The organism is Micromonospora sp. URMC 106, assembly GCF_051386395.1.
Taxonomy (GTDB): Bacteria; Actinomycetota; Actinomycetes; order Mycobacteriales; family Micromonosporaceae; genus Micromonospora.
On sequence record NZ_JBPQTP010000039.1, the window covers coordinates 1 to 19,611 of the forward strand.

Below are 19,611 nucleotides of genomic sequence, written 5' to 3' on the forward strand. Positions count from 1 at the left end.
CGCGGAGGGCGTCCGACCAGGCCCCCGGGGCCCGTCCGACCCGTACCGCCCGGCCCGCCGGCGCCGCCGACGGCCCGGCACCGGCCGCCCCGACCGCCGCCGACGGCGCGGCGCCCGCCGGCCCGACCGCCGCTGAGGCTGGTCCGCTGCCGGGCGCGCCGGGTGGGCGCGGCGAGGGGACCGCCCGCTCCGGCCCGCCGGCCGACCGGCCGTCGCGGGAGGGACCGGCCGCGACCGAGCGGACCGACGACGGAGGTACGCCCTGATGCCGCTGTGGTTGGAGCTGGTGATCCGGGTGGGCGGCGTGCTGGTCGCCTTCCTCACCCTGCCGCTGCTGGTCGGCCAGGTCGAGCACAAGGTGATGGCGCACATGCAGGGCCGGCTCGGCCCGATGTACGCGGGCGGCTTCCACGGCTGGGCCCAGCTGATCGCCGACGGCGTGAAGTTCGTGCAGAAGGAGGACGTCACGCCCCGCGAGGCGGACCGGGCCGTCTTCCGGCTCGCCCCGGCGGTCGCGCTCGTGCCCTACCTGCTGGTCCTGCTGGTGATCCCGCTCGGCCCGGGCGACCTGGTCGGGCAGCCGCTGGACATCGGCCTGTTCTTCGTGCTCGCCGTCGTTGGGGTGGGCGTGGTGGCGGTGCTGATGTCGGCGTGGGCGTCGGCCAACAAGTACAGCCTGCTCGGCGGGCTGCGCGGGGCGGCCCAGCTGCTCGGGTACGAGCTGCCGCTGGTGCTGGCCGCCGCGTCGGTGGCGATGGCCGCCGGCACGCTCAGCCTCTCCGGGATCGTGTCGGCGTGGCAGCCGTGGTGGCTGCTCTGGCAGGCCCCCGCCATGGTCGTCTTCTTCCTCGCCGGGCTCGCCGAGATCCGCCGGCCGCCGTTCGACATGCCGGTCGCCGACTCGGAGCTGGTCTTCGGCTACATGACGGAGTACACGGGCCTGCGGTTCGCCTTCTTCCTGCTCGCCGAGTACGTCGGCATCGTGGTGATCGCCGCGCTCACCACCGTGCTCTTCCTGGGCGGCTGGCAGGGCCCGTTCGCCGACGCGCAGCTCGGCTGGCTGTGGACCCTGCTGAAGGTCTTCGCCGTCTCGTTCCTGATCATCTGGCTCCGGGTCTCCTACCCCCGGCTGCGCGAGGACCAGCTCCAGCGCCTCTGCTGGCTGGTCCTGGTCCCCGTCTCCCTCGGCCAGCTGGTCCTCACGGCCGCCGTCCGCGTGGCCCTGTGAGGCAGGGGGCGCCGGGCGCCCTTGCCCTCCCCCGCCAGCGGGCGCGCCGTCAGCGCAGCGGGGTGTGGGCGGGGTCGACCCGCTCGGCGGCCGGAGGTGGCGGGGGCGGCGTGCCGTCGCCGAAGGGCCGGCCGCCGAGGGCCTCCCGACCGTGCGGCGTGAGCCAGTTCGCCAGATCCGGCCCGAGCGGCACCACCCCGGTCGGGTTGATGTCGCGGTGCACCTCGTAGTAGTGCCGCTTGATGTGGTCGAAGTCGACGGTGTCGCCGAAGCCGGGGGTCTGGAACAGGTCCCGGGCGTACGCCCACAGCACCGGCATCTCCGTCAGCTTGCTGCGGTTGCACTTGAAGTGGCCGTGGTAGACCGGGTCGAAGCGGACCAGCGTGGTGAACAGCCGCACGTCGGCCTCGGTGATGGTGTCCCCGACGAGGTAGCGCTGCCCGGCCAGCCGCTCGCTCAGCCAGTCCAGCCGGTCGAAGAGCCGGTGGTACGCCTTCTCGTACGCCCCCTGGTCGCCGGCGAAGCCGCACCGGTAGACGCCGTTGTTGACGTCCCGGAACAGCACCGCGCTCACCTCGTCGATCTCGTCGCGCAGCCGTTCCGGGTAGAGCTGCGGCGCGCCCGCCCGGTGGTACGCCGTCCACTCGGTGGAGAGGTCGAGGCTCATCCGCCCGAAGTCGTTCGTGACCACCTGCCCGGTCGGCACGTCCACGATCGCGGGCACGGTGATGCCCCGCTCGTACCCGGGGAACCGGGCGAAGTACGCCTCGGCCAGCCGCTCGATGCCGAGCACCGGGTCGCGCCCGCCCGGGTCCAGGTCGAACGTCCAGCTCCGCCTGTCGTGGGTCGGCCCGGCCACGGCCATCGAGATCGCGTCCTCCAGCCCGAGCAGCCGGCGGACGATGATCAGCCGGTTCGCCCACGGGCAGGCGCGGCTGACCGCCAGCCGGTACCGGCCGGGCTGTACCGGCCAGCCGTCCCGGCCGTCGGCGGTGATCCGGGTGGCGATGTAGCGCTGGTCCCGGGTGAACTCGCCGCCCGGCTCGACGTACTTGCCGCCGGTCCGCATCAGCACCTCGTCGCCGCTGCCCGCCGGGCCGCCGCCCGTCGTACCGCCCTCGGTCGTGCCGCCCACGCCCCGCCCCTTCCGCCGTCACCTGTCGCTCGTCCCATCATGGCGGCTCCGCCGTCCGGCGGCGCACCGAGCGCCGACCTCCGCCGGGCGCCTCGCCGGTGGTCGGGCGCCCCCGCCCGAGTCGGCCGGTCGGCGGCTACGCTGCCGCGATGACCGATCTGGGGGCGGTGGCCCGCCGCTTCGTCGCCGACGTGTGGAACGCCGCGCGGGAGGAGTCCGCGTACGAGCTGGTCGCGCCGGAGTGCCCCGGGCTGGGCGGCGCCGGCCCGGAGGCGACGCTGGCCTGGCACCGGGACCGCCGCGCCGCCTTCCCGGACCTGCGCTACAAGATCGTGGACGTGGTGGCCGCCGGGGACCGGGTCGCGGTGCGCTGGCGGGCCGCCGGCACCCAGGCCGGCCAGTTCGGGCCGGTGCCGCCGACCGGGCAGGTGGTCAGCTACTCGGGGGCGACGTTCCTGCGCTTCGACGACGCGGGCCGGATCGTCGACGTGTGGAGCTGCAACGAGCTGTTCCAGCTCCTCCAGCAGCTCGGTGTCGAGATGCTTCCGCCCGCGGCGGGTGGGATCAGCGGGACCGGGGCGTGATCCCGCTGAGCCGGATGCCGATCTCCCACGGCTCCGGGACGAGGATCCCGTCGGTCATCCGGGCCTGCCCGACGTAGACCCGCTTCGCCGGGTCGAGCTTGTGGCATGCACGCCCCGACTTCTCGGTGCGCCGTTCTCTCCGGAGGCACGGTACCGCCGGCAGACCCCGGGTGGTGGTCGCGCGCGCCGGGGCCACAGGGCAGGATGGTCGGCATGACCGACCGCAGCGAGCGCAGCGAGCCGGGCGGCGCCGGCGGAGACCGTGGCCTGCCGGGCGCGGGCCTGGTCAAGGGGCTCGCCGTCACGTTGAAGACGATGACCCGGCGCACGACCACCCAGCAGTACCCGGACGTCGCCCCCGAGCTGCCGCCCCGCTCGCGCGGGGTGATCGCGCTGCTGGAGGAGAACTGCACGGTCTGCATGCTCTGCGCCCGCGAGTGTCCGGACTGGTGCATCTACATCGACTCGCACAAGGAGGAGGTGGCGGTGCCCGGCGCCGCCCGCCCCCGCCAGCGCAACGTGCTCGACCGGTTCGACATCGACTTCTCGCTCTGCATGTACTGCGGCATCTGTGTCGAGGTCTGCCCCTTCGACGCGCTCTACTGGTCACCGGAGTTCGAGTACGCCGAGTACGACATCAAGGACCTGCTGCACGACAAGGACCACCTCGGGCAGTGGATGGGCACCGTCCCGCCGCCGCCCGCGCACGACCCCAACGGCGAGCCGGCCAAGGAGGAGACCACCGCCGCGCGCAAGGCCGCGGTTCCGGCCGCCCCCGCCGCCCGTCCCGCCGCCCCGCCCGTACGCCCCGAGCCCGAGGCCGGCGCATGACCGGTGCGGACGTGCTGCTGCTCGCCCTCGGCGCGGTGGCGGTCGGTTCGGGGGTGCTGGTGGTGGCCACCCGGCACCTGGTCCGGGCCGGCCTCTACCTGGTGGTGTGTCTCGGCGCGCTGGCCGGGATGTACCTGGTGCTCACCGCCGAGCTGGTGGCCTGGGTGCAGGTGCTGATCTACGTCGGCGCGGTGGTGGTGCTGCTGCTCTTCGCGGTGATGCTCACCCGCGCCCCGATCGGCGCCTCCGACGACCTGGACCGGCCGGGCTGGCCGGCCGCGCTGATCGGCGGCGGCACCGGGCTCGGGCTGGCCGCCCTGCTGGTCGACGCCTACCGCTGGACGGCCGTGGAGCTGCCCGACGCGGGCACCGCGGAACGCCTGGGCGACCAGCTCTTCCGCAGCTGGGTGCTCCCGTTCGAGGTGCTCTCGGTGCTGCTGCTGGCCGCCCTGGTCGGCGCGATCGTGCTCTCCCGCCCCGACATCGGCCGGCCGAGGGCAGATCGGCCCGGCGCCGGCCGGTCCGGCACGGGCAAGCCCGGCGCCGGCCGGCCCGCCACGGACCGGTCGGGTACGGCGGTCACCGGGAGCGGACCGGGCGGCGACGGCGGGCGGTCGCGGTGAGGCCGGTCATCCCGTACGTCACCGCCGCGCTGCTGTTCGGCCTCGGCGTCTACGGCGTGCTGCGCCGACGCAACGCGGTGCTGGTGCTGATGGCCGTCGAGTTGATGCTCAACGCGGTCAACCTGATCCTGGTCACCGCCGACACCACCGTACGGGCGCAGTTGCCGCACGGCGGGCAGGTGTTCGCGCTCTTCGTGATCGTGCTGGCGGCCGCCGAGATCGGGGTCGGCCTGGCGATCGTGCTCCAGCTCTACCGGCTGCGGGCCAGCGTCGCCGTCGACGAGGTTCCGCTGACCGAGCGCGCGGCGGAGACGGTCGCGGCCGGGGGCCCCGTGCGGGCCGCCGCCGATCCCGTCGACCGACCGGAGGGGGAACGGTGAGCACGACCACCCTGCTCGGCGCGCTGCTGCCGGCCGTGCCGCTGGCCGCGGGTCTGCTCGGCCTGCTGCTGCCGCCCTCGCCGCGCGGCGCCGGGCCGGGCGGGGACCGGGCCCGGCGGGTGGCGATCGCGCTCGGCGTGGCCGGGGCGGCCGGCGCGCTGGCGCTCGCCGTGGCCCTGCTGGTCACCCTCGACCGGCCCGCGGAGGCGTCCACCACCTGGGTCGACCTGGGCGGGCTGACCGTGACCCTCGGCGTCCGGCTGGACCCGGCCGCCGCGCTGGTCGCCGTCGCGGTCGCCGCGGTGGCCCTGGCCGTGCAGGTCTACTCGATCGGCTACCTGCGCCGGGGCCCGCACGACGACGTCGACACCGACCACCGCTACCCGCCGTACGCGGCGCAGATCAGCCTCTTCACCGCCGCCATGCTGCTGGTGGTGGTCGCCGGCGACCTGATCCTGCTGCTGGTCGGCTGGGAGGTGATGGGCATCTGCTCCTACCTGCTCATCGCCCACGACCGCCGGCTGCCGGAGGCGCCGGCCGCCGCGATGAAGGCGTTCCTGGTCACCCGGGTCGGCGACGTCGGCTTCCTGCTCGGCATCGCGCTGCTCGGCGTCTCGGCCGGCACCTTCCGGATCGGGGACGTGCTCGCCCACGACCACGCCACCGGCACGCTGACCGCCGCCTGCCTGCTGCTGCTCGCCGGGGTCGCCGGCAAGAGCGCCCAGTTCCCGCTGCACACCTGGCTGCCGGACGCGATGGCCGGCCCGACGCCGATCTCGGCGCTGATCCACGCCGCCACCATGGTCGCCGCCGGCGTGTACGCGGTGACCCGGCTCTACCCGCTGTTCGAGGCGACGCCCGTCGCGCTGGCCGTGCTGGGCGTCATGGCCTCGGTCACCCTGCTGCTCGGCGCGTTCGCCGCCACCGCGCAGGACGACCTCAAGCGCGTGCTGGCCTGGTCGACGGTCTCCCAGATCGGCTACATGACCGGCGCCCTGGCGGTCGGCTCCACGCCGGCCGCGCTGTTCCACCTGCTCACCCACGCCGCGTTCAAGGCGCTGCTCTTCCTCGCCGCCGGCGCGGTGATCCACGCCGTCGGCACCACGCTGATGTCCCGCATGGGCGGGTTGCGCCGCAGCATGCCGGTCACCTTCTGGTGCACGGTGGTCGGGCTCGGGGCGCTGGCCGGGGTGCCGCCGCTGTCGGGCTTCTGGAGCAAGGACGGCGTGCTGGCCGCCGCCGGGGAGGCCGCCCTGCACAGCGCCGGCCCGGCACCGTCCTGGGTGGGCTGGCTCGTCTGGCTGGCCGGGCTCGTCGGCGTCGCGGTCACCGCCTGGTACGCCACCCGCCTGCTGCTGCGCACATTCTTCGGCCAGACGCGGATCCCGCTGGCCCACCCGCACGACCCGCCCGCCGTGATGCGCTGGCCGGTGCTGCTGCTCGCCGTGCCCGCCGCCCTGCTCGGCCTCGCCGGCTTCGCCCGGGCCTTCGCCCGCCGGCTGCTGCCCCCGCCCACCGCCGGCGAGCCGACCGGGGAGCAGGCCCTGATCCACGTCGGCCCGGAACTGCTGCTGCCGCTGGCGCTGCTGGTGCTCGGCGCGGGGCTCGCCTGGGCCCGCTGGCGGCGGGACCCGGCCGCCGACCCGGCCACCGCGCTCGGTCCGCTGCGGCCGGTGCTCGCCGCCGCGTTCCGGCTCGACGACGTCCAGCACGCCCTGGTCGTACGCCCGACCAAGGCGCTGGCCCGGGCGGCGCGTACCGCCGACGAGGTGGTGGTGGACGGCGCGGTCGAGGGCAGCGGCCGGGCCGCGCGCGGCCTCGGCGGCGGGCTGGCGGCCCTGCACCGGGCCGCGCTGCCGCGCGCGGCCGCCGGGGTGCTGGCCGGCGCGCTGCTGATCGGGCTGGCGGCCGCGCTGATCGGAGGGGCCGCATGAACCTGGGGGAGTTCCTGCTGGTGGCGGTGCTGGCGCTGCCGGCGTTGGGCGCGCTGGCGGTGGCGGCGACGCCCCGGGACCGGGCGGCGCGGGTGGTCGGCACGGCCGTCGCCGCGCTGACCCTGGTGGCCGCCGCGCTGCTCTTCCTCGGCGACCGCACGTGGACCACGTACGCGGCCGGCGCTCCCGCCGTGCGCCCGTGGCACCGGCTGGACCTGCCCTGGGTGCCCGGCCTGGACCTGCGCTTCCACCTCGGGGTGGACGGCATCTCCTGGCCGCTGGTGGTGCTGACCGCCCTGCTCACGCTGCTCTGCTGCGGCTACACGCTGTGGCGGGCGCCCGAGGGCGGCAGCGGGCGGGCGCTGGTGGCGCTGCTGCTGGTCGTGGAGGTCGGCATCCTCGGCACCTTCCTCGCCCTCGACCTCGTGCTGTTCTTCGTCTTCTTCGAGGTCGTCCTCCTCCCGATGTACGCGGTCATCGCCGGCTGGGGCGGTGCGGACCGGCGGCGGGCGGCCCGCAAGTTCGCCCTCTACACGCTCCTCGGCTCGGTGCTGCTGCTGGTCGGGGTCTACACGGTGGTGGCCGCCGCCGGCACCGCCGACATCGTGGCGCTCACCGGCGGGGCCGGCCTGTCCCGGGGCACCCAGCTCGCCGCCTTCACCCTGCTCGGGCTGGCCTTCGCGGTGAAGAGCCCGCTCTGGCCGCTGCACTCCTGGCTGCCCGACGCGCACACCCAGGCGCCCACCGTCGGCAGCGTGATCCTCGCCGGGGTGCTGCTCAAGATGGGCACGTACGGGCTGATCCGGATCGCGGTCGGGGTGACGCCGGAGGGCGCCCGCTGGGCCGCCCCGGTGCTCGGCGTGCTCGCGGTCGCGGCCATCCTGGTCGGCTCGCTGGTCTGCCTCGCGCAGCGCGAGCTGAAGCGGCTGATCGCGTACTCCAGCGTCGGGCACATGGGCTTCGTGCTGCTCGGGGTGGCCACGCTCACCGCCACCGGCATCCAGGCGGCCCTGATCGGCAACGTGGCGCACGGGGTGATCACCGGCCTGCTCTTCTTCCTCGCCGGGGCGATCAAGGACCGTACGCACACCGGGTCGCTGGACGAGCTGTCGGGGCTGCGGGAGACCGCGCCCCGGCTCGCCGGGCTGCTCGGCTTCGCCGCCGTCGCCTCGCTCGGCCTGCCCGGGCTGGCCGGCTTCTGGGGCGAGGCGTTCGCGGTGGTGGCCGCCGTCGAGGTCGGCGGGGCGCTCTGGACCACCCTCGGCGTGCTGGCCGCGGTCGGCGGGGCGCTCACCGCGGCGTACCTGCTGCGGCTGTTGCGGCGGGTGACGCACGGGCGGCCCAGCCCGGCGGTCGGGCGACTGGCCCCCGGCCTGGCCCGCGCGGAACTGGTCGCGTGGGCGCCGCTGGTGCTGCTCGCGCTCGCGGTCGGCCTGGCCCCGACCCTGGTGCTCGGCGTCGCCGAGGCCCCGGTCGACGCCCTGGTGGAGGTGCTGCGATGAGCGAGGCGGGCCGGCGGAGCGGACGCGGCGAGGTGCCGGCGTGAGCGTGGTGCAAAGCGTCGACAACGTGGCGCTGCTCCCGGCGTACCTGGCCGCCGGGACGGCCGTGCTGGTGCTGCTCGCCGACCTGCTGGTCGCCCGGGCCCGGGTCACGCTGGCGACGGCCGCCGCCGGCGCGGTGGCCACGGCCCTCGGCGCGGCCCTGGTGGGCGCCGGGGAGGAGCGGCGCACGTTCTGCGTCGGCCCCGACTGTTCGTACGTCTTCGGGGGCCGGGCCGCCCTGGTCGCCGTCGTCGTCGCCCTGCTCACCCTCGGCGTGCTCGCGCTGTCGGGGCCGCTGCTGCGGGCGGGGCAGTCGCCGGCGGGGGAGTACGCCTTCCTCCTCGCCTGCTCGATGACGGGCGGCGTGGTGCTCGGCGCGGCCGGCGACCTGATCACCCTGATCGTGGCGCTGGAGACGCTCACCCTGCCGCTCTACGTCCTGGTCGGCCTGCGCCGGGACAGCCTGGCCAGCGCCGAGGCGGCCGTCACGTTCTTCGTGGTCAGCGTGGTCGCCACGACGCTGACCCTGCTCGGGGCGGCGCTGCTCTACGCGGCCACCGGCGGGCTGCACCTGGGCCGGATCGGCGCGCTCCTCGCCGACCGGCCGGACCTGCTGGATCTGCCGCTGACCACCGCCGCCGTGGCGCTGGTCGTGCTGGGGCTGGCGTTCAAGGTGGCCGCGGTGCCGTTCCACGCCTGGGTCCCGGCCACCTACGACGGCGCGCCCCTGCCGGTGGCGGCCTACCTGTCCACCGCCTCCAAGCTGGGTGGCGTGGTGGCCCTGCTCGCCGTCGTGCGGCACGCGCTGCCGGCCGACGTGACCGGCCCGGTGCTCGCCCTGCTCGCGGTGCTGACGATGACCGTCGGCAACCTGGTGGCGCTGCGCCAGCGGCGTACGGTCCGGCTGCTCGCCTGGTCCTCGGTGGCCCAGGCCGGCTACATCCTCGCCCCGCTCGGCGCGCTGGCGCTGGCCGCCGGGCGCACCACCGACGCCCGCGACGCCGCGTACGCGGCCGCCGTCGCGTACGCCGTCTTCTTCGTGGTGCTGGAGCTGGCGGCCTTCGCGGCCGTGGTGGCGCTGCGCCCGGCGGGCGCGGACGGCGGCACGGTGGCCGACCTGCGCGGCGCGGGCCGGCGGCACCCGTGGCGCGCGGCGGCGCTCGGGCTGGCGCTGATCGGGCTCGCCGGGCTGCCGCCGGGCCTGGCGGGCCTCTTCGCCAAGGTGACCGTGGTCCGTTCGCTGCTGGACGGTGGCGCGGGTTGGCTGGCCGTGGTGGTGGCCGTGAACGCGGTGATCGGCCTCGCCTACTACCTGCGCCTCACCGCCGCCCTCTGGGCAGCCCCGGCCGCCTCGCCCGCGTCTCCGGCCGCCCCGGTCGTGCGCGCGCGGACGGTCGGCGCGGTGCTGGTCGTGGCGACGGTGGTCGCCGTGGTGATCGGCTTCGCCCCGCAGCTCGTGCTCGACGTCGCCGCCCGCTGAGCGCTCCCGGCAACCGGCTCCCGCGCCCGGATTCCCGGTGTTCGCGGCGGTAATCGCCGGTGGGCGACTCCGGACATCCCAGGCAACTCACAGTCATGAGACGGATGGTTGGCGGGTACCGGGTTGTTGAACCGGTCAGCGGATCCCGCGTGGTCCGTGCACCGAAGGAGTGACCGTGCATCACAACCGTCTGAAGACCGCCGCGCTGCTCGGCCTGCTCACCTCGCTGATCCTGGCGGTGGGCTACTGGTTCGGCGGCAGTGGCGGACTGGTCATCGCCGTCGTCCTCTCGCTGGCGATGAACGGCGTCACCTACTTCTACTCCGACAAGCTCGCGCTGCGCTCGATGCGGGCGCAACCGGTCAGCGAGGCGGAGTTCCCCGAGCTGTACCGGATGGTCCGCGAGCTGGCCACCGAGGCCGGCCAGCCGATGCCGCGCCTCTACGTGAGCCCGACGTCCCAGCCCAACGCGTTCGCGACCGGGCGGAACCCGCAGCACGCGGCCGTCTGCGTCACGCAGGGGATCACGGAGATCCTCGACCAGCGCGAGCTGCGCGGGGTGATCGGGCACGAGCTGTCGCACGTCTACAACCGGGACATCCTCATCTCCAGCGTGGCGGCCGGTCTGGCCGGCATCGTCACCACGCTGGCGAACATCGCCTGGTTCATCCCGCTCGGCGGCGGCGACGACGAGGACGCCCCGAACCCGGCCGTGCTGCTGCTCACCATCATCCTGGGCCCGATCGCCGCGACGATCATCCAGCTCGCGATCAGCCGCAGCCGGGAGTTCCAGGCGGACGCCTCCGGCGCCGCGCTGACCCGCGACCCGCTGGCGCTGGCCAGCGCCCTGCGGAAGATCCACATGGGCACCCAGCGCCGGCCACTGCCGGCTCAGGGGCAGCTCACCAGCACCGCCCACCTGATGATCGACAACCCGTTCCGGGGCGGCGGCGTGGCCGCCCTCTTCTCCACCCACCCGCGGATGGAGGAGCGGGTCGCCCGCCTGGAGCAGTTGGCCGTGAGCGGCGGCCCGGCGCGGTTCCCGCGCTGAGGCGCTGATCACCCGGTCCGCCCGTGCCCGGTCTCCCGGGCGCGGGCGGACCGCTGTGTGACCGCGTTAACCGTTTCGCCCGCCCGGCGCGCGGCGTTAGGGTCGAAACGTTTCCCGCTCATTACATGTCCCCTGGAGGTCGACCGTGGCCGCACTGCGCCAGTACCTGGGCGTCTGGCGGATCCCCGGAGCGCCGATGCTGCTGGTCACCGGCATCATCGGTCGGCTCGGGATCGGGATGACGCCGCTGGCGCTGCTGCTGGTCGTCGAGCAGGTCACCGGTCGCTACTCGCTGGCGGCCGTCGCCGGGGGCATCTACGCCCTCGCCGGCGCCGCGCTCAGCCCCGTGGCCGGCCGGATCGCCGACCGGATCGGCCCCAGCCCGGTGCTGCTCGGCACCGCGGTCGCCCACCCGCTGGCCCTGCTCGGCCTGCTCTGGTCCGCCCGCTCCGACGCCGGCAGCCTGGCGCTGGTCTTCGTGGCCTCCGGCGTGGCCGGGGCCACGTACCCGCCGCTGACCGCCGCGATCCGGGGCGCGTGGAACGACCTCACCTCGCCCGCCTCCGGCCGGCGGCACCTGCGCAACACCGCGCTCGCGGCCGAGACCACCCTCTTCGAGATCGTCTTCGTGCTCGGCCCGCTGCTGGTCGCCGGCTTCATCCTGGTCGCGGACGCCGGGGCGGCCCTGGTCGGTTCGGCCGTGGTGACCCTCGTCGGCACCACGGCGGTGGCGCTGGGCCGGGTGATGCGCGGCTGGCAGCCGCACCCGCGCGAGCACCAGACCAGGGGGCTCGGGCCGCTGCGCGTCGCCGGCTTCCCGGCGTTGCTGCTCTGCGTGGGCAGCCTGGGCATCGCCTTCGGGGCGGCCGGCGTGACCGTGCCGGCGTTCGCGACCGACTACACCTCCGACGACCCCGACAGCCTCGCCGGCGTGCTGCTGGCGGTCTGGGGCGTCGGCAGCGCGGTGGGCGGGTTCTGGTTCGGCGTCCGCAAGCCGGCCCGGAACATGACCCGGCAGTTCGCGTGGCTGCTCGCCGCGGTGGCCGCCAGCTTCGCCGTCTTCGCGGTGATGCCCACCCCGGCGGCGCTGGGCACCGCCCTGGTGATCGGCGGCGCCACGATCGCCCCCGCGCTCACCCTGGAGAACACCCTGGTCGGCCGGGTCTCGCCGACGAGCATGCTGAACGAGGCGTACACCTGGGTGGTGACCATGTCGGTGGGCGCCAGCGCCGCCGGCGGCGCGGTGGCCGGCCTGATCGTCGACCACGCCGGCGGGGTGCCCTGGGCGTTCCTCTTCGCCGGGGCGGCGGTCGCCGTCGGGGCCGGGATCGCGGCCCTGCCCGCCGGGCCCATCGCCCGCGCGGAGGCCACCGCGGTACGCGCCGAGGAGCTCGTCCGCGCCTGAGCGGCGGCGAACCCCGTCCCTGACGGCGGCGCCGAACCCGGCCGGTTGCGCCGGCTACGCCGCCGGGCGCGGGCCTGCACCCGCCCGCCGCGACGCCTCAGCGCTGCCGCGTCACCCGGTCGGCCAGGCGACGCAGCGCCGGCACGGCGGCGAGCAGCGCCTCCCGGTCCGGGTCGTCCAGTTCGGTGAGCGCCGCGTCGAGCAGGTCGCGCCGGTGCCGCCCGTACGCGGCGATCCGCTCCCGCGCCGCGTCGGTCAGCTCCAGCCGGACGGTCCGCCGGTCGACCGGGTCGCGTTCGCGGTGCAGCAGCCCGGCGGCCGTCAGCTCGCCGACCAGCGTGCTGACCGTGTTCGGCGCGGTGCCCAACCGATCGGCGGCCGCACGGACGCCGATCCCCGGCTGTCGCTGCACCAACCGGAGCACCTCGACCTGGGCGTCGGGCAGCGCGACCCGGCCGGCCCGCTGGCTGGCCGCCCGCCGCAGCACCCGGTGCAGGTCGCCGAGGGCGGCGCCGAGCTGGTCGACCGTCTCGTCCGTCACAGGGCACTCTCCACGCTTCAACAACTCTGTAGGCAGAGCTATCGTAAGCGGGCCAGCCGTCACCGAGGGGACCTCCATGCCGCACGCCACCGCGCCGCCCGTACGCCCGGACGAGCGCGTCGCCGCGCCGACGGGACGGGCCGCCGCCGTGCTGCTGGTGCTGCTCGGGACGATCACCGCGTTCGGGCCGCTCTCCCTGGACACGTACCTGCCGGCGTTCCCCGAGATGACCCGCGACCTCGCCGCCGGTCAGGCGCAGATCCAGCTCTCCCTGACCACCTGCCTGATCGGCATGGCGCTCGGCCAACTGGTCACCGGGCCGCTCAGCGACCGCTGGGGGCGGCGCCGGCCGGTGCTCGTCGGCGTCGGGGCGTACACCCTGCTGTCGCTGGTCTGCGCGGCGGCGCCGTCGGCCGAGGCGCTCGCCGCGGCGCGCTTCGCCCAGGGCTTCGCCGGCGGCATGGGCGTGGTGGTCGCCCGCGCCGTCGTCCGGGACCTCTACGCCGGGCGGGACGCCGCGAAGTACTTCTCCCGGCTCACCCTGGTCTTCGGCATCGCCCCGATGGCCGCGCCGGCCTTCGGCAGCCTGGTGCTGCGCTTCGGCTCCTGGCGTACCGTCTTCGTCGCCCTCGCGGTGATCGGCGCACTGCTCGCCGCCGCCGTCGCGTGGCGGCTGCCGGAGACGCTGCCCGCGACGCGGCGCAGCACCGGCGGCCTCGCCGCCACGGCCGCCGCCGGCCGCGCGCTCTTCACCGACCGGATCTTCCTGGGGTACGCGCTGGCGCAGGGCCTCGCCTTCGCCGGGCTGTTCGCCTACATCTCGGGGTCGTCCTTCGTCTTCCAGGACGTCTTCGGCGTCTCGGCCGGCACCTTCAGCCTGATCTTCGGTGTCAACGCGCTCGCCCTGGTCGCCGTCGGCCAGGTCAACGCCCGCCTGCTGGACCGCTTCGAGCCCCGCAGGCTGCTGCTCACGCCGCTGGGGGTGGGAGTGCTGGCCGCCGTCGGGGTGCTCGCGGGCGCACTGCTCGACGCCCTGCCGCTGGTCGTGGTGGCACTGTTCGTCTTCGTCGGGTCGCTCGGCATGGTGACGCCGAACGGCACCGCGCTCGCCCTGGATCGGCACGCCGCCCACGCGGGCACCGCAGCCGCCCTGCTGGGCGCCATCCAGTCGGTGGTCGGAGCGGCGGCGGCGCCGCTGGTCGGACTGGGCGGCGAGGGCAGCGACGTCCCGATGGCGGTGGTGATCACCGGCGCGGCGGCCGCCTCCCTCGCCGTCGTCCTCACCCTGGCACGCGCGCCCCGGCCGGCCACCCCCGCCGCGGGCTGACGGTCGCCGCGCCGCGCGCTCCCCGCGCCGGCGGCGTCAGAAGTTGAAGTACCGGATCGCGGCGTCGCCCGAGGCGGCCGTCGCCGCGAAGAACTCGACCAACTCGGCGTGGTGGTGCTCCAGGTAGTCGAGGTCATCGTCGTCCCAGAGTTGGGGGTAGACCTTCCGCTCGGTCATCCGCTCCGGGTCGAAGTGACGGGCCAGCACCTCGAACGGCGCCGCGCTCAGCGCCCGAGCGGCGTCGGCGACCATGCCGGCGTCCCACGCGAGGAGGGTGCACTCCTCGTCGATGACGTCGCCGTCCTCGTAGAGGTCGACTCTCACCCCCGCCGCGTCCAGCAGGAACTGGATGCCGGCCCAGGCCTTGTCGAGGTAGCAATCCGGCCGGTCCTCGTCGTCGACCACCCGCTCCATCGCCCACTCCGGGTCCGCCATCGCCCGGTCCAGTTCCTCCGGGGTCACCCGGATGAACGACAGGACACTGCCCATGGATCCACCACTCTCGCGTCGGCCGGTCGAACGGCGGCCATTCTGGCAGCCTCCTCCGACAACCCCGGCTGCAGCGACCTCGGCCAAGGTCCCGAACCAGCAGTTCACCGACGAACGGGGGCACCGATCGGCGCGTCTGCCTTGCCGGCGTCTCGACTCGCCGCCGTCGAGGGGTGCGGGCGCGAGCAGCACTCCGCAGGCCGGGACGAGCCGACCACCGCCGCCGACGACCACGTGGCGAGGTCTCACCTCACCCCGGGGGCCGCATGCCGGATCCGACGAGGCTCTCTGCCGCCAGGCAGGCCAACTCCCCTGGCTGCGTCTGGACGTCGGCAGGGTGCCATGCCTCCACCCTCCCGGTGCGGATACGCGCGAAGACGCATCCGTACCGCCCACTCTCTTCAAGCGGGAAGCGCAACGCCACGCCCACTGCCCCGCTCCCCGTCGCCACGTCGACCCGGACTGTGGCGTCGACGGAGAGCCTGGCGAGCGCCGCGCGTACGCCGGCCTCGTCAGCGGCGGTCGCCGAGAGCGCAGCACGCAACTCGTCCGGCGATGGCACCCTCGGCCTGGCAGGCGGGGGGAAATCCAGCCTGGCGGCGGGCGAGGGGCAGGGGACGCTCGGTGGGGACGTCGGAGCGGTGGGGGCGAAGCGCAACTCGAAGCAGAAGTCCTCGACGACCCACTCCGGTTCCAGCCACGAGCCGTCCGTGCCCCTGCCGGCGATTCGGAGCACGGCGGTGACGCCGCCAGGACGGGCGGTGTCCGATCCCGAAATCGCTATCAGGTCGGCCTCCGAACGACCAGCCAGTGTCCGGCCGATCTCGTCGGCCGTACGTGGGTGGGAGTTGGGTCGGACCTGGAGATCGGCGACGACCTGGGCAACCACGTCCCGGGCGTTCGCTTCAGCCTCGGCGGTGCGTGCGGGTGAATCCTCTGAGACGCCGCATCCCGCCATGACTCCGGCAAGAACCGCCGTCCCCGTGACGACGCTCCATCCGCGCCATGTCGAGATCGACAGCCGATCGCATCGGCGCGGGCCGAACGGCCACCTCGGCGCCAAAGCGGTGACCTTCGTGCTGGGCGAGTGTGGCCGGCTGCTCAAGGTAGGCAGCCGGTAGCTTGCAGCGGCACCGCTGACCTGGAGATCAGCTCGCCATCGATGGAAGGCACGAGGGCAGGATCTCGTAGGTCCCACCCGGCCGCACGAGTACCGCTACCCATCCCGTACCGGTCGGCTGGACTGCTCGTGCTTGACGCAGCGGTCGACACCGGCGCATGGAGATCCGCCACGCAGAGCGTGGCCGTCCCGCCGGTGCCTCGACCGCCAGCCGACACCGAGCCTGAGGCCGAGATCCGTGTCCGGTCCCAAGCTCATGTCAGCCGTCCGGCCGTGCTGGCGGAGTCTGCTCGTGGACAGCGTCAGCCCAGGCCGCCGCCAGGGTCGTCGAACGTCAGCCAGGGCATGACGAACGACGACCGGCGGCGAACATGTTCGCGTACGTCACGGGGCGTAACCAGGTTTCTGGCCAGCGCCACGCCTCACGACTACCTGTAGTTGGTGAACTGGAGGGCGACGCCGAAGTCCTCACCCTTGAGCAGCGCGATGACGGCCTGGAGGTCGTCCTTCTTCTTGCCGGTGACCCGGAGCTGGTCGCCCTGGATCTGCGCCTGGACGCCCTTCGGGCCCTCGTCGCGGATCTTCTTGCTGATCGCCTTGGCCTTGTCCGAGTCGATGCCCTGGATGACCTTGCAGTCGATCTTGAAAGTCTTGCCCGACGAGCGCGGGTCGCCGGCGTCCAGCGACTTGAGCGAGATGTTCCGCTTGACCAGCTTCTCCTTGAACACCTCCAACGCCGCCCGCACCCGCTCCTCGGTCTCCGCCTGGAGGCTGATCGCCTCCTCGCCCGACCAGGAGATCTCGGCGCCGGTGCCCCGGAAGTCGAACCGCGTCGCGAGCTCCTTCTCCGCCTGGCGGAGGGCGTTGTCGACCTCCTGGCGGTCGACCTTGCTCACGATGTCGAACGACGGGTTGGCTGCCATGCTCATGCTCCTGCTGTCCGGCGGTTTGTGGTCGTGTGTCCCCCGCTGACCAGCGGTACGACCCCCTGACGGTACCCGGTTGCGCTCCTGCCGGGGGGAGCCGCTATCCTTGCTTCCGCCGCCGCGTTGCGACGCGGTGGGGTGCCCTGGCGGGTTGCCCGAGCGGCCAATGGGAGCGGACTGTAAATCCGTCGCGAAAGCTACAGAGGTTCGAATCCTCTACCCGCCACCAGGTGCAGAAAGAGGCCCTTGACCAGCGCGAACGCCGGTCAAGGGCCTCTTTCGTGAGTCTCACTCGGTCCTGCTCCAGCCCGCTCAATCTCGCTGGCTGTGTCGCATGCGTGTCGCCGACCGGTAGCTAGAGGAACAGCCGCAGGAGACCGGTCACGGCCCCGATCACCATGGCGAGGCCGGTGAGTGCTCCCGGTAGCGCCTTCACCCAGTCGGTCGGGTGGCTACACCGTCTCTTGCTCCGGCGACGCTGCACATTGCTTCGTGTCACCGGTCTTGCTAGCTTCGCCACGCGGCCTCCTTGCTCTCATGACCTCACCAGGGCATTTCGAAGCAGAGAGCCGGAGCGGCATCCGGGGTCCAGCCGGGTGCCGCTTTTCGTGGTCGAAGCCTTGCCGACTCTCCGCGTCGCCCATTGATTGGAGCGCGCCAGGCCACGCGTTGCAAGCACGGAGAGTTATATAGCGCGCTATAGAAGTGCACGGAGAGTTACCGAGGCCCGTCCGATTTCGACGGATATTCATCGCCGATTACCGCTTTACAGGCGCTGCCGCGATGCGAACGCTTCGCTGCATTGCGGCAGCATAGTTGCCTCGGGGGTCGGGACTCTGAGTGACGCGCTGACAGTCAATAGTGATCTCGGACACATTCTAAAAACCCTCTTTGAGTGCCGCCTCGATTCGTCGGCGCGCGGCCTCCTCCTGGCCGTAGACGCACTTCGCGTACACCCGCATCAGGACGTGCACGCTGTGTCCGGCCCACTCGGCGACCTGGGTAGCCGGTACTCCGGCGTTGAGCCAGAGCGACACGGCGGCGTGCCGAAGGTCGTAGGGACGCCGGGCCAGCGGTGAGCTTTGCTGAGCCGGCGTGAGCACCTTTGCCCGCGCGTCCCGCCACGCCTTGCCGTACGTGTTGTTCGGGATCGGTTGGCCCGCAGTGGGTACGTACCGTCCGCCGGGGCCGCGTCGGGTGACGAACAGCTTGCCGTTCGATCCGGGCGGGTACTCCTTGATGTGGTGATCGAGTAGCCGCACGAGCGGCGGCGGCACCGGCGCATCTCGCGTGGCCGTCTTCGCCCGGTGTTTCAGCCCTCGATCCTCGGCGGTGTCGTCTCCGTCGCCCCAGTCTCGGCCCACGGCCACCGTCGAGCCGGTCAGGTGCAGCACGCCCCACCCCCCACGCTGGGTGGGCCGCTCGTACTCGTCTTCGCGCAGGTGGAGCACTTCCTCGGGCCGCAGCGCGGCGTAGTACATGCATCCGAAGAACGCTTCCAGCTCGGGCACGGCCCGCCCCGCCTCGGCGAGTAGCGCCCGTGCCTGATCGGGGTTGACCACCGCCCGGCGGTCCACCTCATCCGCCGTCTTCGGGGCGGTCCAGCTCACCAGGGACATCGGGTGTGTGTCGAGTAGCCGCAGCTCGACCGCGTACTTGAGTGCGCCGGAGAAGACGGCCCGCTTGCGGGCGATGGTGCTCGGCGAGGCGGGACCGCCGTCCATCCGTAGGGCTAGCGTGTCGAGAGCCTTGCGGACCAACGCGGCGTCGGCGAGCGCGGCCAGGTCGACGGTGTTGCCCTTCAGCCAGCGGACGGCGGCGGCGAGGTCGGCGGGCGGCTCTCCGGCGTCGCGACGGGCCTTGTTGAACACCCACCCGTAGAGCACGGCACGTAGGGCCTTGTCGCTGGGTACGCCCCGGTCGGTCGCGAGCAGGGCCGGCGTGACGGTCGCCAGCGTCTCGGCGATGCCCTTGCGGTGTTTGGCTGACGCGCGCGGCCACTTCATGTCGACATAGGCCACGGCGTGCTCGTACCACGATCGGGTGTTGAGCGCCCGCGCCATCGGCTCGGGCAGGCCGCTGGCCTCATCGAACGCGACGCCTTCCCGCTGGGCTACGACCAGTTTGGATCGGTAGCTCTCGGCCAAGGCGCGGGTCGCGAACGTCTTGCGGAACGCGCGGCCGGCCACCTTCCACCGGACCACGTAGGAGTAGCCCTTGGCGAGTTGGTTCTTGAGGATGCCGTGTACGCGGACGTCGTAGGTGCTCATGCTGCCTCTTCGTGGTCGTTGAGCCAGTTGTCCAGGTCGCGACGGCGGACGTACAGGCTGCCGTTCGGGTACTTGATGGTCTTGGGTGCGCGGCCGGTGGCCTTCCAGCGGAAGAAGGTCGACCGAGGCACGCGGAGTTCGTCCAGGACCTCGGCGAGGGTGAGGAGGTTCCCGGTCGGGGTGCGGCGGGTGGTCATCGGCGGGTGTCCTCCCTCGGGGTGGCGTCGAGGTAGATGCGCTGAAACATTGGGGATCGGCGGTCGGGGTAGGGCCGGGAGACGGAGCGGATGCGCAGCACTCGGGCGATGGCGTCGAGCGCTGCGGCTGTTTCAGCGGGTGTGCCGTGCAGCCTGATTCGCATCGTGGGTGCCTTTCGGGTCGGTGCTGGTTACTTGTGGAGGGTTGGGGAGGCATCGCCGCGAAACGGCGTAGAGCGGGCCGCTGAGAGCGCCGTAGACGCAAGATCTGGGCAGGGTTGGGGTAAGGCATAGGGCCGATCCGTCTGTGTGGCTTTCAGCGGGCCGTTTCCGGGTGCCGGTGGGTGGCCGACGGCTCGGTCGCGGCCGGGAAGGGCCGAGAGGCGGTGACACGGTGACAATCGGTCGGTTGGTCGGGTGTTTGTGCTGGTCAGCCGTGGTTTCGGACTGTCGCCGGGTGGCGGTGACAGGTGTTGACAGCGGTGACAGCCGCCGGGGACTGTCACCGCTGTCACCGCCCTGTCATGGAGGGGTGGTGACAGGGGT

20 protein-coding genes, 1 tRNA gene and 1 pseudogene are annotated in these 19,611 nt (G+C 73.7%); 14 read left to right on the forward strand and 8 right to left on the reverse strand.

Going from position 1 to position 19,611, the window contains the following annotated elements; genetic code table 11:
- Both ACSNOB_RS14560 and ACSNOB_RS14565 read left to right on the forward strand, forming a co-directional pair.
- A pseudogene (locus ACSNOB_RS14560) lies at positions 1-266 on the forward strand (hypothetical protein); the annotation flags it as partial.
- A complete protein-coding gene (locus ACSNOB_RS14565) occupies positions 266-1,228 on the forward strand; it encodes a complex I subunit 1/NuoH family protein (RefSeq protein ID WP_436687132.1) in 963 nt (320 codons plus the stop codon). The pseudogene ACSNOB_RS14560 and the gene ACSNOB_RS14565, both read left to right, overlap by 1 nt.
- A gap of 49 nt (positions 1,229-1,277) precedes the next feature.
- On the opposite strand, the gene ACSNOB_RS14570 is transcribed toward ACSNOB_RS14565, so the two are convergent.
- Positions 1,278-2,297, reverse strand: a complete 1,020-nt coding sequence (locus tag ACSNOB_RS14570; protein ID WP_436687175.1) for a glutathione S-transferase family protein — start codon at positions 2,295-2,297, stop codon at positions 1,278-1,280.
- Positions 2,298-2,512: 215 nt separating this feature from the next.
- On the opposite strand from ACSNOB_RS14570, the gene ACSNOB_RS14575 reads away from it, so the two are divergent.
- The gene (locus tag ACSNOB_RS14575; protein ID WP_436687133.1) at positions 2,513-2,947 is read left to right on the forward strand and encodes an ester cyclase; all 435 of its coding nucleotides are present in this window, start codon (positions 2,513-2,515) and stop codon (positions 2,945-2,947) included.
- On the opposite strand, the gene ACSNOB_RS14580 is transcribed toward ACSNOB_RS14575, so the two are convergent.
- Entirely contained in the window at positions 2,928-3,143 is a 216-nt protein-coding gene (locus ACSNOB_RS14580; RefSeq protein ID WP_436687134.1) for a hypothetical protein, read from the reverse strand. The two genes, ACSNOB_RS14575 and ACSNOB_RS14580, sit on opposite strands and share 20 nt — an antisense overlap.
- An 8-nt stretch (positions 3,144-3,151) precedes the next feature.
- On the opposite strand from ACSNOB_RS14580, the gene ACSNOB_RS14585 reads away from it, so the two are divergent.
- The 8 genes from ACSNOB_RS14585 (at position 3,152) to ACSNOB_RS14620 (ending at position 12,195) form a co-directional block, all read left to right on the forward strand.
- Complete coding sequence (locus ACSNOB_RS14585; protein WP_436687135.1) at positions 3,152-3,778, forward strand: 4Fe-4S binding protein; 627 nt, start codon at positions 3,152-3,154, stop codon at positions 3,776-3,778.
- A complete protein-coding gene (locus tag ACSNOB_RS14590) occupies positions 3,775-4,401 on the forward strand; it encodes an NADH-quinone oxidoreductase subunit J family protein (protein WP_436687136.1) in 627 nt (208 codons plus the stop codon). Before ACSNOB_RS14585 ends, ACSNOB_RS14590 begins: the two co-directional genes overlap by 4 nt.
- Entirely contained in the window at positions 4,398-4,781 is a 384-nt protein-coding gene (gene nuoK, locus ACSNOB_RS14595; RefSeq protein WP_436687137.1) for an NADH-quinone oxidoreductase subunit NuoK, read from the forward strand. Before ACSNOB_RS14590 ends, nuoK begins: the two co-directional genes overlap by 4 nt.
- Positions 4,778-6,715 carry an NADH-quinone oxidoreductase subunit 5 family protein gene (locus tag ACSNOB_RS14600; protein WP_436687138.1) on the forward strand — a complete coding sequence of 646 codons (1,938 nt, stop codon included), beginning with the start codon at positions 4,778-4,780 and terminating at the stop codon, positions 6,713-6,715. The genes nuoK and ACSNOB_RS14600 overlap by 4 nt, the downstream gene beginning before the upstream one ends.
- Positions 6,712-8,217, forward strand: coding sequence for a complex I subunit 4 family protein (locus ACSNOB_RS14605; protein WP_436687139.1), 1,506 nt, complete (start codon positions 6,712-6,714; stop codon positions 8,215-8,217). Before ACSNOB_RS14600 ends, ACSNOB_RS14605 begins: the two co-directional genes overlap by 4 nt.
- A 40-nt stretch (positions 8,218-8,257) precedes the next feature.
- Complete coding sequence (locus ACSNOB_RS14610) at positions 8,258-9,739, forward strand: NADH-quinone oxidoreductase subunit N (RefSeq protein WP_436687140.1); 1,482 nt, start codon at positions 8,258-8,260, stop codon at positions 9,737-9,739.
- A 175-nt stretch (positions 9,740-9,914) separates the two neighbouring features.
- Entirely contained in the window at positions 9,915-10,790 is an 876-nt protein-coding gene (htpX, locus tag ACSNOB_RS14615; protein ID WP_436687141.1) for a zinc metalloprotease HtpX, read from the forward strand.
- A gap of 145 nt (positions 10,791-10,935) precedes the next feature.
- Positions 10,936-12,195, forward strand: coding sequence for an MFS transporter (locus ACSNOB_RS14620; RefSeq protein WP_393105701.1), 1,260 nt, complete (start codon positions 10,936-10,938; stop codon positions 12,193-12,195).
- A gap of 97 nt (positions 12,196-12,292) precedes the next feature.
- On the opposite strand, the gene ACSNOB_RS14625 is transcribed toward ACSNOB_RS14620, so the two are convergent.
- Entirely contained in the window at positions 12,293-12,736 is a 444-nt protein-coding gene (locus ACSNOB_RS14625; RefSeq protein WP_436687142.1) for a MarR family winged helix-turn-helix transcriptional regulator, read from the reverse strand.
- Positions 12,737-12,812: 76 nt separating this feature from the next.
- Here ACSNOB_RS14625 and ACSNOB_RS14630 point away from each other — a divergent pair, with 76 nt between their 5' ends.
- Positions 12,813-14,063, forward strand: a complete 1,251-nt coding sequence (locus tag ACSNOB_RS14630; RefSeq protein WP_436687143.1) for a multidrug effflux MFS transporter — start codon at positions 12,813-12,815, stop codon at positions 14,061-14,063.
- A gap of 36 nt (positions 14,064-14,099) precedes the next feature.
- Here ACSNOB_RS14630 and ACSNOB_RS14635 read toward each other — a convergent pair whose 3' ends face one another.
- Entirely contained in the window at positions 14,100-14,552 is a 453-nt protein-coding gene (locus ACSNOB_RS14635) for a DUF1877 family protein (protein WP_436687144.1), read from the reverse strand.
- 250 nt (positions 14,553-14,802) lie between these two features.
- Positions 14,803-15,441, reverse strand: coding sequence for a hypothetical protein (locus ACSNOB_RS14640; protein ID WP_436687145.1), 639 nt, complete (start codon positions 15,439-15,441; stop codon positions 14,803-14,805).
- A 94-nt stretch (positions 15,442-15,535) separates the two neighbouring features.
- Here ACSNOB_RS14640 and ACSNOB_RS14645 point away from each other — a divergent pair, with 94 nt between their 5' ends.
- Positions 15,536-15,673 (forward strand): hypothetical protein, encoded by a 138-nt coding sequence (locus ACSNOB_RS14645; RefSeq protein WP_436687146.1) that lies wholly within the window; start codon positions 15,536-15,538, stop codon positions 15,671-15,673.
- A 427-nt stretch (positions 15,674-16,100) separates the two neighbouring features.
- Here ACSNOB_RS14645 and ACSNOB_RS14650 read toward each other — a convergent pair whose 3' ends face one another.
- Positions 16,101-16,595, reverse strand: coding sequence for a YajQ family cyclic di-GMP-binding protein (locus tag ACSNOB_RS14650; RefSeq protein ID WP_350681660.1), 495 nt, complete (start codon positions 16,593-16,595; stop codon positions 16,101-16,103).
- Positions 16,596-16,743: 148 nt separating this feature from the next.
- Between ACSNOB_RS14650 and ACSNOB_RS14655 the strand changes: the two genes are divergently transcribed.
- A tRNA-Tyr gene (locus tag ACSNOB_RS14655) sits at positions 16,744-16,827 on the forward strand.
- 649 nt (positions 16,828-17,476) lie between these two features.
- Here the strand turns inward: ACSNOB_RS14655 and ACSNOB_RS14660 are convergent.
- Complete coding sequence (locus ACSNOB_RS14660; protein ID WP_436687147.1) at positions 17,477-18,868, reverse strand: tyrosine-type recombinase/integrase; 1,392 nt, start codon at positions 18,866-18,868, stop codon at positions 17,477-17,479.
- Positions 18,865-19,065 (reverse strand): helix-turn-helix transcriptional regulator, encoded by a 201-nt coding sequence (locus ACSNOB_RS14665; RefSeq protein WP_436687148.1) that lies wholly within the window; start codon positions 19,063-19,065, stop codon positions 18,865-18,867. Before ACSNOB_RS14665 ends, ACSNOB_RS14660 begins: the two co-directional genes overlap by 4 nt.
- Positions 19,066-19,611 lie beyond the last annotated feature (546 nt).